General features: G+C 72.1%; 14 protein-coding genes. 7 read left to right on the top strand and 7 right to left on the bottom strand.

Going from position 1 to position 14,024, the window contains the following annotated elements; all coding sequences use genetic code 11:
* Positions 1 to 6 precede the first annotated feature (6 nt).
* On the top strand, positions 7 to 924 hold the full coding sequence (locus ABZ923_RS09365) for a sirohydrochlorin chelatase (protein WP_361468867.1): 918 nt from the start codon (positions 7 to 9) through the stop codon (positions 922 to 924).
* Positions 914 to 2,008: an Rv2231c family pyridoxal phosphate-dependent protein CobC gene (cobC, locus tag ABZ923_RS09360; RefSeq protein WP_361468865.1), complete on the top strand. Its 1,095-nt coding sequence runs from the start codon at positions 914 to 916 to the stop codon at positions 2,006 to 2,008. Before ABZ923_RS09365 ends, cobC begins: the two co-directional genes overlap by 11 nt.
* Before the next feature lie 742 nt (positions 2,009 to 2,750).
* Here the strand turns inward: cobC and ABZ923_RS09355 are convergent.
* The 5 genes from ABZ923_RS09355 to ABZ923_RS09335 all read right to left on the bottom strand — a co-directional run bounded on the left by ABZ923_RS09355 (position 2,751) and on the right by ABZ923_RS09335 (position 7,382).
* Positions 2,751 to 3,659 (bottom strand): SCO1860 family LAETG-anchored protein, encoded by a 909-nt coding sequence (locus ABZ923_RS09355; RefSeq protein WP_361468862.1) that lies wholly within the window; start codon positions 3,657 to 3,659, stop codon positions 2,751 to 2,753.
* Positions 3,660 to 3,802: 143 nt separating this feature from the next.
* A complete protein-coding gene (locus ABZ923_RS09350; RefSeq protein ID WP_361468860.1) occupies positions 3,803 to 4,894 on the bottom strand; it encodes an amidohydrolase family protein in 1,092 nt (363 codons plus the stop codon).
* A gap of 18 nt (positions 4,895 to 4,912) precedes the next feature.
* The gene (locus tag ABZ923_RS09345; RefSeq protein WP_361468857.1) at positions 4,913 to 5,707 is read right to left on the bottom strand and encodes an amino acid ABC transporter ATP-binding protein; all 795 of its coding nucleotides are present in this window, start codon (positions 5,705 to 5,707) and stop codon (positions 4,913 to 4,915) included.
* A complete protein-coding gene (locus tag ABZ923_RS09340) occupies positions 5,704 to 6,537 on the bottom strand; it encodes an amino acid ABC transporter permease (RefSeq protein WP_361468855.1) in 834 nt (277 codons plus the stop codon). The genes ABZ923_RS09345 and ABZ923_RS09340 overlap by 4 nt, the downstream gene beginning before the upstream one ends.
* The gene (locus ABZ923_RS09335; protein ID WP_361468852.1) at positions 6,534 to 7,382 is read right to left on the bottom strand and encodes a transporter substrate-binding domain-containing protein; all 849 of its coding nucleotides are present in this window, start codon (positions 7,380 to 7,382) and stop codon (positions 6,534 to 6,536) included. Before ABZ923_RS09335 ends, ABZ923_RS09340 begins: the two co-directional genes overlap by 4 nt.
* Before the next feature lie 138 nt (positions 7,383 to 7,520).
* Here ABZ923_RS09335 and ABZ923_RS09330 point away from each other — a divergent pair, with 138 nt between their 5' ends.
* From ABZ923_RS09330 to thpD, 5 genes are all read left to right on the top strand, one after another.
* Complete coding sequence (locus tag ABZ923_RS09330; RefSeq protein ID WP_361468850.1) at positions 7,521 to 8,621, top strand: aminotransferase class V-fold PLP-dependent enzyme; 1,101 nt, start codon at positions 7,521 to 7,523, stop codon at positions 8,619 to 8,621.
* A gap of 330 nt (positions 8,622 to 8,951) precedes the next feature.
* Positions 8,952 to 9,470: a diaminobutyrate acetyltransferase gene (gene ectA, locus ABZ923_RS09325; protein WP_361468847.1), complete on the top strand. Its 519-nt coding sequence runs from the start codon at positions 8,952 to 8,954 to the stop codon at positions 9,468 to 9,470.
* A gap of 13 nt (positions 9,471 to 9,483) precedes the next feature.
* On the top strand, positions 9,484 to 10,755 hold the full coding sequence (gene ectB, locus ABZ923_RS09320) for a diaminobutyrate--2-oxoglutarate transaminase (protein WP_361468846.1): 1,272 nt from the start codon (positions 9,484 to 9,486) through the stop codon (positions 10,753 to 10,755).
* Positions 10,756 to 10,778: 23 nt separating this feature from the next.
* Entirely contained in the window at positions 10,779 to 11,183 is a 405-nt protein-coding gene (locus tag ABZ923_RS09315) for an ectoine synthase (protein WP_361468843.1), read from the top strand.
* Between the two features lie 6 nt (positions 11,184 to 11,189).
* The gene (gene thpD, locus ABZ923_RS09310) at positions 11,190 to 12,083 is read left to right on the top strand and encodes an ectoine hydroxylase (RefSeq protein WP_361468840.1); all 894 of its coding nucleotides are present in this window, start codon (positions 11,190 to 11,192) and stop codon (positions 12,081 to 12,083) included.
* Positions 12,084 to 12,146: 63 nt separating this feature from the next.
* Here thpD and ABZ923_RS09305 read toward each other — a convergent pair whose 3' ends face one another.
* Both ABZ923_RS09305 and ABZ923_RS09300 read right to left on the bottom strand, forming a co-directional pair.
* Positions 12,147 to 13,208: an aminotransferase class V-fold PLP-dependent enzyme gene (locus ABZ923_RS09305; protein WP_361468837.1), complete on the bottom strand. Its 1,062-nt coding sequence runs from the start codon at positions 13,206 to 13,208 to the stop codon at positions 12,147 to 12,149.
* A 95-nt stretch (positions 13,209 to 13,303) separates the two neighbouring features.
* On the bottom strand, positions 13,304 to 14,023 hold the full coding sequence (locus ABZ923_RS09300) for a DsbA family oxidoreductase (RefSeq protein WP_361468834.1): 720 nt from the start codon (positions 14,021 to 14,023) through the stop codon (positions 13,304 to 13,306).
* Between the last annotated feature and the right edge of the window lies 1 nt (position 14,024).

The raw sequence follows: 14,024 nt of genomic DNA, 5'->3' as shown, positions 1-14,024 counted from the left end.
GACCTCGTGACCACCCCGCCCGCCCTGCTCATCGCCGGCCACGGCACCCGTGACGACGCCGGAGCCGAGGCGTTCCGCGACTTCGTCCGGGAGCTGGGGCGCCGCCACCCCGGGCTGCCCGTCGCCGGCGGCTTCATCGAACTGTCCCCGCCGCCGCTGGGCGAGGCCGTCACCGAGCTGGTCGAGCAGGGCGTACGCCGGTTCGCCGCCGTGCCGCTGATGCTGGTGTCCGCCGGGCACGCCAAGGGTGACATCCCGGCCGCGCTGGCCCGGGAGAAGGAGCGGCACCCGGGGATCTCGTACACCTACGGCCGTCCGCTGGGCCCGCACCCGGCGCTGCTGAGCGTGCTGGAGCGGCGGCTGGACGAGGCGCTGGGCGGCACCGACCGCTCGGAGGCGACCGTGCTGCTGGTCGGGCGCGGCTCGACCGACCCGGACGCCAACGCCGAGGTGTTCAAGGCGGCCCGGCTGCTGTGGGAGGGCCGCGGGTACGCCGGGGTGGAGACGGCGTTCGTGTCGCTGGCGGCGCCGGACGTGCCGAGCGGCCTGGACCGGTGTGCGGCGCTGGGCGCGAAGCGGGTCGTCGTGCTGCCGTACTTCCTGTTCACCGGCATCCTGCCGGACCGGGTGCGGCAGCAGACCGAGGACTGGGCCGCCGCGCACCCGGGGATCGACGTGCGGTCGGCCGACGTCATCGGGCCCGAGCCGGAGCTGCTGGACCTGGTGATGGAGCGGTACGAGGAGGCCGTCAAGGGTGATCTGCGCATGAACTGCGACTCGTGCGTGTACCGGATCGCGCTGCCGGGCTTCGAGGACAAGGTCGGGCTGCCGCAGCAGCCGCACTTCCACCCGGACGACGACGACCACCACCACGGGCACGGGCACCACCATCACGGGGGGCACTCGCACAGCCATGCGCACTGAAGCGACCGGCGGGTCCGGGCACGATCTGCGCCACCACGGGGACGCCGAAGTACGGGACGACGGGGCCGCGTTGGTCGACCTCGCCGTCAACGTCCGCGCGGACACGCCCCCGGCGTGGCTGCGGGAGGAGATCGCCGGCTCGCTGTCGTCCCTCGCGGCCTACCCGGACGGGCGGGCCGCGCGGGCGGCGGTGGCGGCGCGGCACGGTCTGCCGGTGGAGCGGGTGCTGCTGACGGCGGGTGCGGCGGAGGCGTTCGTGCTGCTCGCCCGCGCGCTGAAGGTGCGTCGGCCGGTCGTGGTGCACCCGCAGTTCACGGAGCCGGAGGCCGCGCTGCGGGACGCCGGGCACACCGTGGACCGGGTGCTGCTGCGGGAGGAGGACGGGTTCCGGCTGGATCCGGCGGCGGTGCCGGAGGACGCCGACCTGGTGGTGATCGGCAATCCCACCAATCCGACCTCCGTGCTGCACCCGGCGGAGACGGTCGTCCGGCTCGCCCGGCCGGGGCGGACGCTGGTGGTGGACGAGGCGTTCATGGACGCGGTGCCGGGTGAGCGGGAGGCGCTGGCCGGGCAAACCGGGGTGCCGGGGCTCGTCGTGCTGCGCAGCCTCACCAAGACCTGGGGGCTGGCCGGGCTGCGCATCGGCTACGTGCTGGCCGCGCCCGAGATCATCGCCAAGCTGGAACGGGCGCAGCCGCTGTGGCCGGTGTCCACGCCGGCGCTGGCCGCGGCGCGGGCCTGCGTGGCGCCGCGGGCGCTGGCCGAGGCGGGGCATGCGGCGCACCGCATCGCCGTGGACCGGGCGCATCTGGTGACCGGGCTGGCCGCGTTCGCCCCTCACGGGGTGCGGGTCGTGGAGCCGGCGGAGGGGCCGTTCGTGCTGGTCCGCATGCCGGGCGCGTCGGAGGTACGGCGACGGCTGCGGGAGCTGGGTTACGCGGTGCGGCGGGGCGACACGTTCCCGGGGCTCGGCCCGGACTGGATACGGCTGGCCGTCCGGGACCGCGCAACGACCAACGCCTTCCTGAAAGCCCTGTCGACCACGCTCCCTTCCCCCACTCACCCACCGGCCCCGCCCACCTAAGAGACGAAGGCCCTCGGGGTGCCGGCTGAGGGCCGGGGCGTCGGGGGTGGTCGGACGAGGGGCCGAGGTGTCGGGGGTATCGGCCGAGGCGCCGGGGCCTCGGGGCTGTTGGACGAGGGGCCGAGGCACCGGGAGCGTGGGCCCAGGCACCGGGGCTGCCGGACGAGGGGCCGAGGTGTCGGGGGTATCGGCCGAGGCGCCAGGACACCGGGGCTGCCGGACGAGGGGCCGAGGCATCGGGAGCGTCGGCCGAGGCACCAGGGCACCGGGGCTGCCGGACGACAGGGCCGACGCACCAGGGCTGTCGGCCGAGGCACCAGGGCTGCCGGCTGAGAGGCCTAGGCACCAGGGGTGTCGACCGAGCGGCCGAAGCACTGAGGGTGTCGGCCCGGGAGGCCGAGGCGGGGAGGCTGTCGACTGCGAGGGCCCAGGCCCAGGCCCCACGCTCCAGGCCCCCAAGCCCCCAAGCCCCCAGGCCTCCACGCTCCCGCCCCAGGCCCCAGGCCTCCACGCTCCCGCCCCAGGCCCCAGGCCTCCACGCTCCCGCCCCAGGCCCCAGGCCCCAGGCCTCGACGCTCCCGCCCCAGGCCCCCAGAACTCTCGACCGACGCGCCGAAGCGGGGCTGCCGGCCGACCTCGCAACCTGTCCGAGAAGCAGCCGCCCACCCGAGAGGCGCCTGGTGCCGTACCGGGGTCTCTGCCTGCCCGCTCCCCGGCCGGAGGCGCGGGCAGCGGTGGGGTGTCAGTTCCTCTTGCGGCGGGCCAGCGTCACCGCTCCGCCGCCCGCCAGCAGCAGGGCCAGCGCGCCGCCGGCGATGTAGGGGGTCGCCCGGTCGCCGCCGGTCTCCGCGAGGCCGGCCTCGGCGGCGCCGCCCTGGGGGCGGGGGCCGGCGGCCGGGTCGTGGCTCGGCACCGGCGTGCCGGTGGGCGCGGCCATCGGGGACTCGCAGGTGGCCTTGGCCAGGGTGACCGTGCCCTCCACCTCGGCCACGCCGAGCTTCAGGGGGTTGACGGAGACCTTCAGTTCGAGGGCGGTCGCGGCGGCCGTACGGGTCGTGGTGCGCCGCTGGGAGAGGTCGAGGCGGACCTCGCCGACGCCGGGCACCTTCACCTCGGCCGGGCCGCCGGCGGTGAGGGTGACGCGCTTGCCGAGGACGGTGACGGCGCCGAGGACGTTCGCGGCGGCGGTGGGTGCCCTGCCGACCGCACAGGTCGCCTCGGCGGTGACGGTGTCGGCCTCGATCAGGGACAGCAGGGGCAGGCCGGGCAGGTGCAGCCGGGCGTGGGCGATCCGGACCGAGCCCTCGGCCCGCCGCTTGTCCACCGTGGCCCGGGCCTCGGCGACGTCCGCGTCGAGGACGGTGAACGGCTTGCCGCCGTCCACGCCGTCGAGCCGGGCGGACAGCGCGGTCCGGTCGGCGCTGCGCGGTGCCTGGACCTCGTCGAGGGAGACCGCGAGCGGGACGTTCTCGGTCTTGTCGAGCAGGGACACGTCGAGCCCGGTGCGCAGGACGACGGCGGAGGCGCGACCGTGGGCGTCGGTCGCGTGCGCGGCGCCCGCGCCCAGGACCGCGGGCGCCGCGGTGAGGGCGGTGACCGTCGCGAGCGCGGCGAGACGGCGTGCGGGCATGCGGAAGTTGTTGCTGTTCAAGGCGGTGGGACCCCCAGACGGAACATGCTTGGGACCCGTCAACCTTGTCCCCGGTGTGGGTGAACGGTCAGCGTTCCAGGGCTACTTCACCCGAACGTGGATTTCCCGCACGGCCATGCGAAAGAGCGGCGTCACGGGCACGTCTACTCGACGACACGCCCGTTCAGCACCACCCGTCGCGGCGCCGCCAGCACCCGTACGTCGGCCCGGGGGTCGGCCTCGTACACCACGAGGTCGGCCGGGGCGCCCTCCTCCAGTCCGGGCCGGCCGAGCCAGCTGCGGGCGGCCCAGCTGGTGGCGGCGAGGGCGTCGACCGGCGGGATGCCGGCGGCGACCAGTTCGGCGACCTCCTCGGCGACCAGGCCGTGGGCCAGTGAGCCGCCGGCGTCCGTGCCGACGAAGACCGGGATGCCGGCGTCGTAGGCGGCGCGGACGGTGTCGTAGCGCCGCTCGTACAGCCGGCGCATGTGCGCGGACCAGCGCGGGAACTTCTTGTCGCCGCCGTCGGCGAGCCGCGGGAAGGTGGCGATGTTGACGAGGGTGGGGACGATCGCGACGCCCCGCTCGGCGAACAGCGGGATCAGGTCCTCGGTGAGGCCGGTCGCGTGCTCGATGCAGTCGATGCCCGCCTCGACCAGGTCGCGCAGGGAGTTCTCGGCGAAGCAGTGGGCGGTGACGCGGGCGCCGAACCGGTGGGCCTCGGCGATCGCCGCCTCCACCGCCTCGCGCGGCCAGCAGGGGGCGAGGTCGCCGAGGTCGCGGTCGATCCAGTCGCCGACCAGCTTGACCCAGCCGTCGCCGCGCCGGGCCTCCTGGCCGACGTAGGCCACGAGGTCGTCCGGCTCGACCTCCCAGGCGTAGTTGCGGATGTAGCGGCGGGTGCGGGCGATGTGCCGGCCCGCCCGGATGATCTTCGGCAGGTCGTCCCGGTCGTCGATCCAGCGGGTGTCGGAGGGCGAGCCCGCGTCCCGGATCAGCAGGGTGCCCGTCCCGCGGTCGGTGAGCGCCTGCTTCTCGGCGGTGTCCGCGTCGACCGGGCCCTCGGCGCCCAGGCCCACGTGGCAGTGCGCGTCGACCAGGCCGGGCAGCGCCCAGCCCTCGACCGTGGTGACGTCGCGGGCGCCGGCCGGGCGGTCGTAGGAGATCCGCCCGCCGACCACCCACAGTTCGTCCCGGACGTCCTCGGGCCCCGCCAGAATCCTGCCCCTCAGGTGCAGCACCGCGCCATCGCTCATGCACCGCACCTTAACGACCTACGGCTCGGACTTCCCCACCTGGTCGGAGGTCTCCTCCTCGACCTCGGCCATCGCCGGGTCGAGCAGCCGGGAGAGGAAGTGCCGGGTGCGCTCGTGCTGCGGGTCGCCGATCACCCGGTCCGGGCTGCCGTCCTCGACGATCACGCCGCCGTCCATGAAGACGACCCGGTCGGCGACCTCGCGGGCGAAGGTCATCTCGTGGGTGACGACCATCATCGTCATGCCCTCCTGCGCGAGCCGGCGCATGACGGCGAGGACGTCGCCGACCAGCTCCGGGTCGAGTGCGGAGGTCGGCTCGTCGAAGAGCATCACCTCGGGGCCCATGGCGAGCGCGCGGGCGATGGCGACGCGCTGCTGCTGGCCGCCGGAGAGGGAGGACGGGTAGGCGTCCGCCTTCTCCGAGAGGCCGACGCGGGCGAGGTTCTCGGCGGCGACGCGCGCGGCCGTCGCCTTGTCCCGCCCGAGGACCCGGCGCTGGGGCAGCGTGAGGTTCTCGGTGACGCTCAGGTGCGGGAAGAGGTTGAACTGCTGGAAGACCATGCCGATGCGGCGGCGTACGGCGTCGATGTCGACGTCGGGGTCGGTCACCTCGGTGCCGCCGACGAAGACCTGGCCCTTGGTGGGCTCCTCCAGCAGGTTCACGCAGCGCAGCAGCGTCGACTTGCCGGAGCCGGAGGGGCCGATGACGCAGACGACCTCGCCCTGGCCGATCTCCAGGTCGATGCCGCGCAGCACCTCGTTGTCGCCGAAGGACTTGTGCAGTCCGCGGACCTCGATCTCCGGGCGGCTCACCGGATCGCCTCCTGGGCCTTGGCTTCCATACGGCGGACGACGAAGCTGATCGGGATGGTGACCAGCAGGTAGCACAGGCCCGCGACCAGGATCGGCGTGGAGTTGGCGGTCGTACTGGCGAGGTCGCGGCCGAACTTGGACAGTTCCCGCTCCTCCAGGGTGACGCCGAGGAACAGCACCAGCGAGGAGTCCTTGAAGAGCAGGACGAGTTCGTTGGTGAGCGGCGGCAGGATGATCCGGAAGGCCTGCGGGATGATGATGGAGACCATCGCCTTGGCGGGCGAGAAGCCGAGCGACCGGGCCGCCTCCATCTGTCCCCTGGGCACGGCCTGGATGCCGGCGCGGATGGTCTCGGCCATGTAGGCGGCCGAGACCAGGCCGAGCGCGATGGCGACCTTGCCGTAGGTGCCGCCCGGGATCTCCGTGCCGGGGAAGGCCAGCGGGACGGCCACGCCGACGAAGATGAAGATCAGCAGGGCGGGCAGGCCGCGGAAGATCTCGATGTAGACGCCCGCCAGCCAGCGGTACGGGCCCACGGACGACAGCCGCATCAGCGCGATCACCATGCCGAGGACGAGGCCGACGACGAAGCCGGACAGCGTGTAGAGCACGGTGTTCTTCAGCGCCAGCGTGACGACGTCCGGGAACATCTGCCGGGCGATGTCGGCCTGCGCGAACTGGTTCTGCAGCCGGCCCCAGTCCGCCGTGACCGCGAAGGCGATCACGGCGGCGGCGAAGACGGCGTACTGCACGCCCCGCGAGACGCTGCGCTTCTGGCGCCGGGTCAGTCCCTTTTTCCGCGGTTGCAGTCGTACGTCCGTGTCGGTCATGAGGCGGCGGGGGAGGCCGCGGACGGGTTGTACGGGCCGATCCACTTCTCGTAGATCTTCTTGTACGTGCCGTCGGCCTTGGCGTCCTTGAGGGCCTTGTTGATGGCGTCGAGCAGCGCCTTGTTGCCCTTCTTGACGGTGAAGCCGTACTGCTCACCGGTCTTGAGGTTGTCGACGACCTTGAACTTGTCCGCGTTGGCCTTGTCCTTCAGCCAGCCCTGGACGACCGGGTAGTCGATGACGACGGCCTGGACCTGGCCGGTGCGCAGGCCGTTGAGGACGGCGTCGGAGGACTCGAAGGAGATCGGGTCGTAGCCCTTGCCCTTGACGTAGTCCTCGCCGGTGGTCTGCGCCTGGGCGCCGAGCTTCTTGCCCTTGGCCTTGACGTCGGCGAGCGAGTTGATCCCGCTGCTCTTGTCGACCAGGACGGCCTGGGTGGCCTCGAAGTACGGGTCGGAGAAGTCGACGTTCTTCTTGCGCTCGTCGGTGATGGTCATGCCGGCGGCGGCCAGGTCGCACTCCCCGGAGTTCAGGAAGGCGCCGGTCTTGAAGTTCTCGAAGGGCGTGTCGAGGATCTGCTGCTTGACGCCGAGGTCCTTGGCGACGAGGTCGATGAGGGAGACGTCGAAGCCCTGCACCTTGCCGTTCACCTCCGACTGGAACGGCGGGTAGGGCAGGTGGGTGCAGGTGGTCAGCTGACCGGCCTTGGCGAGGTGGACGCCCTTGACGGTGGTCTTGCCGCTCCCCGAGTCGCTGGAGGAGCAGCCGGCCGCGACGAGCACGAGTGCGGCGGTCGCGGTGGTGGCGGCCAGAAGGCGGGTCCGGCGCCCTGCGAGCGTTTTCATGGGGAGATCTCCTGTGGGGGAACTGTGGCTTCCGATTATAAGGAAGGGTTTGAGTCTCTCAAATCAAACCGATGGCCACGAGGCCTTTCGACCTAAGATCGGTGGAGTCGACCTCCCGAGAGCGAAGAGAGCACCGCCGTGACCCACCCCTTCCTCGATCTGCCCCCGCTCACCGCCGAGCGTTTCGCCGCCATCGAGGACGGGGTCGCCCGGCTGCTGGACACCCGGCAGGACGTCCTGATCACGCAGGGCGAGGCGCTGCTGCCACTGGAGGGCGCGATCCGGGCGGCGGCCGGTCCGGGCACGGTGGCCCTGAACGTGATCACGGGCCCGTACGGCCAGACCTTCGGCTCCTGGCTGCGCGACGCCGGCGCCACGGTGTACGACCTCTCCGTCCCCTTCCACACGGCGGTGAGCGCCGAGCAGGTCCGGGAGGCGTTCGCCGAGCACCCGGAGATCGACTTCGTGTCGCTGGTGCACGCCGAGGCGGCGACCGGCAACACCAACCCGGTCGCGGAGATCGGCGAGGTGGTACGGGCGCAGGGCGCCCTCTTCTACCTGGACGCGGTGGCCTCCGTGGGCGCCGAGCCGGTGCTGCCGGACGCGTGGGGCGTGGACCTGTGCGTGATCGGTGCGCAGAAGGCGATGGGCGGGCCGGCGGGGGTGTCGGCGATCTCGGTGAGCGAGCGGGCGTGGGCCCGGATGGCCGCCAACCCGAACGCCCCGCGCCGCTCCTACCTGTCCCTGCTGGACTGGAAGGAGCGCTGGATCGACGCCGGCCGCAAGGCGCTGCCGCACGCTCCGGCCCAGCTGGAGATGCTGGCGCTGGAGGCGTGTCTGGAGCGGATCGAGTCGGCCGGCCTGGAGACGGTGATGACCCGGCACCGGCGCGCCGCGCTGGCCTCGCGGGCGGGTGCGGTGGCGCTCGGCGGGGGCCTGGAGCCGTACGTGTACGAGGAGCGGGACGCGGCGCCGGTCGCCACGACCCTGCGGGTGCCGTCCGGGGTGGTGGCCTCGGAGCTGGTGGCCCGGGCCCTGGCGTCCGAGCCGGCGCTGCCGCTGGCGGCCGGGGGCGGCGCCCTGGCGAAGGAGATGATCCGCGTCAACCACTACGGCCCCGACGCGACGCGGGACGCGGTCCAGGACTCCCTGGCGGCACTGGGCGCGGCGCTCGCCGGGCAGGGTCTGCCGGTGGACCCGGCAGCCGCCCGGCGGGCCGTGGAGAACGCATGGCGGTGACCGGCGTTCCGTCATCACTCCGGAACGCACCGAAAACGGCTCGCGCACACCGCGCGGGCCGTTTTCTCATCTTGAATTCCAATTACTTTCACAATCTCCGCCAATTCTGCGGGCGATAGCTTCCCGTCTTCTTCTGCCCGCTTTTTGCAGAGCTAAACAGGGAAGTTTGCCGACCGATTTCCGACGGTTTCCGGCCTGTGACACAGTCCACAGCAGGGGTGATTTGCACCGGTTTTCCCAGGGGCATTCCGGACATACCGCCGAACCGGCGCACGACCCCGTCGACCACTCCCGTGCATTTTCGAATTCGCCTCGCTAAATTCGTGCCGCATGACTGCCGCACCAGCAGACCTGCTCATCGAACGGCCGGCGACGACCGACGGAGCCGCGCTCTGGCGTCTCGCCAAGGACTCGAAAACCCTCGATCTGAACTCCTCCTACAGCTATGTGCTGTGGTGCCGGGACTTCGCCGGCACCTCGGCGGTGGCGCGCGGTGCGGACGGGGAGCCGGTCGGCTTCGTCACCGGATACCTGCGCCCGGACCGCCCCCGCACCCTGCTCGTCTGGCAGGTGGCCGTGGACCCCGGGCACCGGGGCCTCGGCATCGCCGCCCGACTGCTGGACGGGCTGACCGCCCGGCTCACCGCCGAACGCGGCATCACCGAGCTGGAGACCACCATCACGCCCGGCAACACCGCCTCCGAGCGGCTGTTCACCTCGTTCGCCGAGCGGCACGGCGCCGGGGTCACCCGCGAGGTGCTGTTCCCCTCCGACCTGTTCCCGGACGGCCCGCACGACCCCGAAGTCCTCTACCGCATCGGCCCGCTGACCGACTTCACCGCCCACTGAGGAGCGATTCACCGTGACCATCACCCAGCCCGACCTCAGCGTCTTCGAGACCCTCGAGTCCGAGGTGCGCAGCTACTGCCGCGGCTGGCCCACCGTCTTCGACCGTGCGCAGGGCAGCCGGATGTACGACGAGGACGGTCATGCGTACCTCGACTTCTTCGCCGGTGCCGGATCACTCAACTACGGTCACAACAACCCCGTGCTCAAACGGGCGTTGATCGACTACCTGGAGCGTGACGGTGTCACGCACGGTCTGGACATGTCGACCACGGCGAAGCGGTCGTTCCTGCGGACCTTCCAGGACCTGGTGCTGCGCCCGCGTGACCTGCCGTACAAGGTCATGTTCCCGGGCCCGACGGGCACCAACGCCGTGGAGTCGGCGCTGAAGCTGGCGCGGAAGGTGAAGGGGCGCGAGGCGATCGTGTCGTTCACCAACGCCTTCCACGGCATGTCGCTGGGGTCGCTGGCGGTGACCGGCAACGCGTTCAAGCGGGCCGGTGCCGGCATCCCGCTGGTGCACGGCACGCCCATGCCGTTCGACAACTACTTCGACGGCACGGTCCCGGACTTCCTGTGGTTCGAGCGGTTGCTGGAGGACCAGGGCTCGGGCCTGAACCGGCCGGCCGCGGTGATCGTGGAGACGGTGCAGGGCGAGGGCGGCATCAACGTCGCCCGCCTGGAGTGGCTGCGCGCGCTGAAGGAGCTGTGCGAGCGGCAGGACATGCTGCTGATCGTCGACGACATCCAGATGGGCTGCGGCCGCACCGGCGCCTTCTTCTCCTTCGAGGAGGCCGGGATCACCCCGGACATCGTCACCGTGTCGAAGTCGATCAGCGGTTACGGGCTGCCGATGTCGCTGTGCCTGTTCAAGCCCGAGCTGGACGTGTGGGAGCCGGGCGAGCACAACGGCACCTTCCGCGGCAACAACCCCGCCTTCGTCACCGCCACCGCGGCCCTGGAGACCTACTGGGCCGACGGCTCCGCCATGGAGAAGCAGACCCGCGCCCGGGGCGAACAGGTCGAGCAGGCCCTCATCTCGATCACCGAGGAGAACCTCGCCGACGTGAAGGAGTACCGCGGGCGCGGGCTCGTGTGGGGCCTGGAGTTCCGCGACAAGGAGCGGGCCTCGCGGATCGCGCGGCGCGCCTTCGACCTCGGGCTGCTCATCGAGACGTCCGGCCCCGAGGGCGAGGTCGTCAAGCTGCTGCCCGCCCTCACCATCACCCCCGACGAGCTGGACGAGGGCCTGAGCGTCCTCGCCCGCGCCGTCCGGGAAACCGCCTGACAGCAAGGAGGAAACGCACCCCCATGATCGTCCGATCCTTCAAGGACATCGAAGGCACCGACCGGCACGTCAGAGCGAAGTCCGGCACCTGGGAGAGCAAGCGGATCGTCCTCGCCAAGGAGCGGGTCGGCTTCTCCCTGCACGAAACGATTCTCTACGCCGGGACCGAGACGTCGATGTGGTACGCCAACCACATCGAGGCGGTCGTCTGCACCCAGGGCGAGGCCGAACTCACCGACCACGAGGCCGGGAAGACGTACACCATCACCCCCGGCACCATGTACCTCCTCGACGGGCACGAGCGGCACACGCTGCGCGTCAAGGAGGACTTCCACTGCCTCTGCGTGTTCAACCCGCCGGTCACCGGCTGGGAGGACCACGACGAGAACGGCGTCTACCCGCTGCTCACCGAGCCCGAGGAGGTGTGACACACGATGACCACTGCCATCGTCACCGATCTGTACCCCACCCGCGGCACCGGCGAGGTGACCGTCCCCCGCCAGGACCCGGTCGTCTGGGGCTCCCCGGACACCCCCGGCCCGATCCCGGCCACCGACCTCCAGGCGTACGAGCGGGACGGCTTCCTCGCCGTCGACCAGCTGATCACCCCGGACGAGGTCGAGGTGTACCGGCGTGAGCTGGACCGGCTGGTCGCCGACCCGGCGATCCGGGCCGACGAGCGCTCCATCGTGGAGCCGAAGTCCCAGGAGATCCGCTCGGTCTTCGAGGTGCACCGGATCAGCGAGGTGTTCGCGAAGCTCGTCCGCGATCCGCGTGTGGTCGGCCGGGCCCGGCAGATCCTCGGTTCGGACGTGTACGTCCACCAGTCCCGGATCAACGTCAAGCCGGGCTTCGGCGCGAGCGGCTTCTACTGGCACTCGGACTTCGAGACCTGGCACGCCGAGGACGGCCTGCCCCACATGCGCACGGTGTCCGTCTCGATCGCGCTGACCGAGAACTACGACACCAACGGCGGCCTGATGATCATGCCGGGTTCGCACAGGACGTTCCTGGGCTGCGCCGGCGCCACGCCGAAGGACAACTACAAGAAGTCCCTCCAGATGCAGGACGCGGGCACGCCGTCGGACGAGGCGCTGACCGCGCTGGCGAGCGAGTACGGCATCCGGCTGTTCACCGGCAAGGCCGGTTCGGCGACCTGGTTCGACTGCAACGCCATGCACGGCTCCGGCGACAACATCACGCCGTTCCCGCGCAGCAACGTCTTCATCGTGTTCAACAGCGTGGAGAACACGGCGGTGGAGCCGTTCGCGGCGCCGGTGCGCCGGCCGGAGTTCATCGGGGCGAGGGACTTCACCCCGGTGCGCTAGCCGGCCTCCGACCACCGGACCGGGGCCTCCTCGTGTGGGACGGGAGGCCCCGGCCCGGTCGTGTCAGCGGGACAGCGCGTCCAGCAGCCGGTCCACGTCCGCGGCCGTGGTGTAGAGGTGGAAGGCCGCGCGCAGGTTGCCGGCGCGGTCGGAGACCTCGATGCCGGCCTCGCTCAACTCCGGCTGGCGGAAGCCGAGTCCGGGGACGGAGACGATCGCCGAGCCGGGGGCGGGCACCGGTTCGTGGCCGAGGTCGGCGAGTCCCGCCCGGAACCGGTCGGCGAGGGCGACGTCATGGGCGTGCACGGCGTCCACGCCGAGTTCCTCGATCAGTTCCAGCGAGCGCCGCAGCCCCGCGTAGGTGAACAGGGCGTGGGTGAGGTCGAACCGCCGGGCGGAGTGGGCCAGTTCGGCGACCGGGCCGTAGCAGCTGTCCCACGGCCGCTCCGCCGCGACCCAGCCCGCGAGCAGCGGGGTCAGTCCGCCGAAGTCCTCGGGGACGGTGAGGAAGGCCGCGCCGTGCGGGCCGAGCAGCCACTTGAAGGTGACGGCGGCGGTGAAGTCGTAGGCGTCCGCGTCCATCGGCAGCCAGCCGGCGGCCTGGGAGAAGTCGACGTAGGTGCGGGCGCCGTGGGCGCGGGCGGCCTCGCGTAGGGCGGGCAGGTCGGCGATCCGCCCGTCGGCGGACTGGGCGGCACTGACCGCGACCAGCGCGGTGCCCGGGCGGACGGACTCGGCGATCCGCTCCAGCGGGACCGTGCGGACCTTGAGGTCGCCGCGGACGTGGAAGGGGTTGAGCACGGAGGTGAAGTCGTCCTCGGCGGTGAGGACTTCGGCGCCCGCGGGCAGCGAGGCGGCGATCACGCCGGTGTGCGCGGCGACCGAGGCGCCCGCCGCGACCCGGTCGGCCGGGACGCCGGCGAGCCGGGCGAACGCGGCCCGGCTCGCCTCCACGTCCTCGTACAGGGAGGTCAGCGGCCGGCCCTCGGCCCGCAGCAGCGCGGCCTCCTGGAGGGCGGCGACGGTGCGGGCGGGCAGCAGGCCGTTGCTCGCGGTGTTGAGGTAGCTGCTCTTCGGACTGAACTCGGCGCGGACGAGGCTCTCGAACGTCTCCGTGGTCTCCATGGGTCCACTCTGCGGCCCGGGGAACCACCCGTCCATTGCGAACTTTTACGTGGTTCCCCTTAGCGTCGCTTATACGACCGCCGCGACCTGCGGTTTCAGCCGTGCTGCGGCACCGCGCACCCATCCGGGCCGCAGGCCGCGGCGTCGCCCTGGTCGACCAGCTTCAGCGGAGAGCGCTCGCCCCAGGCCTGGGTCAGCGCCTGGGTGAAGACCTCGGCGGGCTGGGCGCCGGAGACGCCGTAGGTGCGGTCGAGGACGAAGAACGGCACACCGGTGGCGCCGAGTCGGGCGGCCTCGCGCTCGTCGGCGCGGACCTCGTCGGCGTACGCGTCCGGGTCGGCGAGCACCGCGCGGGCGGCCTCGGCGTCCAGGCCGGCCTCGGCGGCCAGCTCCACCAGGCGTGCGTCGCCCTCGGTGAAGAGGGACCGCTCCTCGGCGAAGTTCGCCCGGTAGAGGATCTGGATCAGCTCGTCCTGCCGGCCGTGTTCCTTGGCGAAGTGCAGCAGGCGGTGCATGTCGAAGGTGTTGCCGTGGTCGCGGCCCCGGGTGCGGTAGTCCAGGCCCTCGGCGCCGGCCTGCGCGCCCAGGTTGTCCTCGCCGGCCTGGGCCTGCGCCTCGCTCATGCCGTACTTCCTGGTCAGCATGGTGATGACCGGCTGGACGTCGCCCTTGGCGCGGTCCGGGTCCAGCTCGAAGGAGCGGTGCACGACCTCGACCTGGTCGCGGTGCGGGAAGGCAGCCAGCGCCTTCTCGAAGCGGGCCTTGCCCACGTAGCACCAGGGGCAGGCGATGTCGCTCCAGATCTCGACGCGCATG

This window comes from Streptomyces sp. NPDC046881 (assembly GCF_040645015.1).
Classification (GTDB): Bacteria; Actinomycetota; Actinomycetes; order Streptomycetales; family Streptomycetaceae; genus Streptomyces.
The sequence above is the reverse complement of the archived record's forward strand: the minus strand, read 5'-3'. Positions and strand labels throughout refer to the sequence as shown.

Bases quoted from the DNA above. Each gene is read 5' to 3' on its own strand.
- ABZ923_RS09335 (WP_361468852.1), bottom strand. From the start codon at position 7,382: ATGAAAACGCTCGCAGGGCGCCGGACCCGCCTTCTGGCCGCCACCACC.
- ABZ923_RS09305 (WP_361468837.1), bottom strand. From the start codon at position 13,208: ATGGAGACCACGGAGACGTTCGAGAGCCTCGTCCGCGCCGAGTTCAGT.
- ABZ923_RS09315 (WP_361468843.1), top strand. From the start codon at position 10,779: ATGATCGTCCGATCCTTCAAGGACATCGAAGGCACCGACCGGCACGTC.
- thpD (WP_361468840.1), top strand. From the start codon at position 11,190: ATGACCACTGCCATCGTCACCGATCTGTACCCCACCCGCGGCACCGGC.
- ectA (WP_361468847.1), top strand. From the start codon at position 8,952: ATGACTGCCGCACCAGCAGACCTGCTCATCGAACGGCCGGCGACGACC.
- ABZ923_RS09340 (WP_361468855.1), bottom strand. From the start codon at position 6,537: ATGACCGACACGGACGTACGACTGCAACCGCGGAAAAAGGGACTGACC.
- ABZ923_RS09300 (WP_361468834.1), bottom strand. From the start codon at position 14,023: ATGCGCGTCGAGATCTGGAGCGACATCGCCTGCCCCTGGTGCTACGTG.
- ABZ923_RS09350 (WP_361468860.1), bottom strand. From the start codon at position 4,894: ATGAGCGATGGCGCGGTGCTGCACCTGAGGGGCAGGATTCTGGCGGGG.
- cobC (WP_361468865.1), top strand. From the start codon at position 914: ATGCGCACTGAAGCGACCGGCGGGTCCGGGCACGATCTGCGCCACCAC.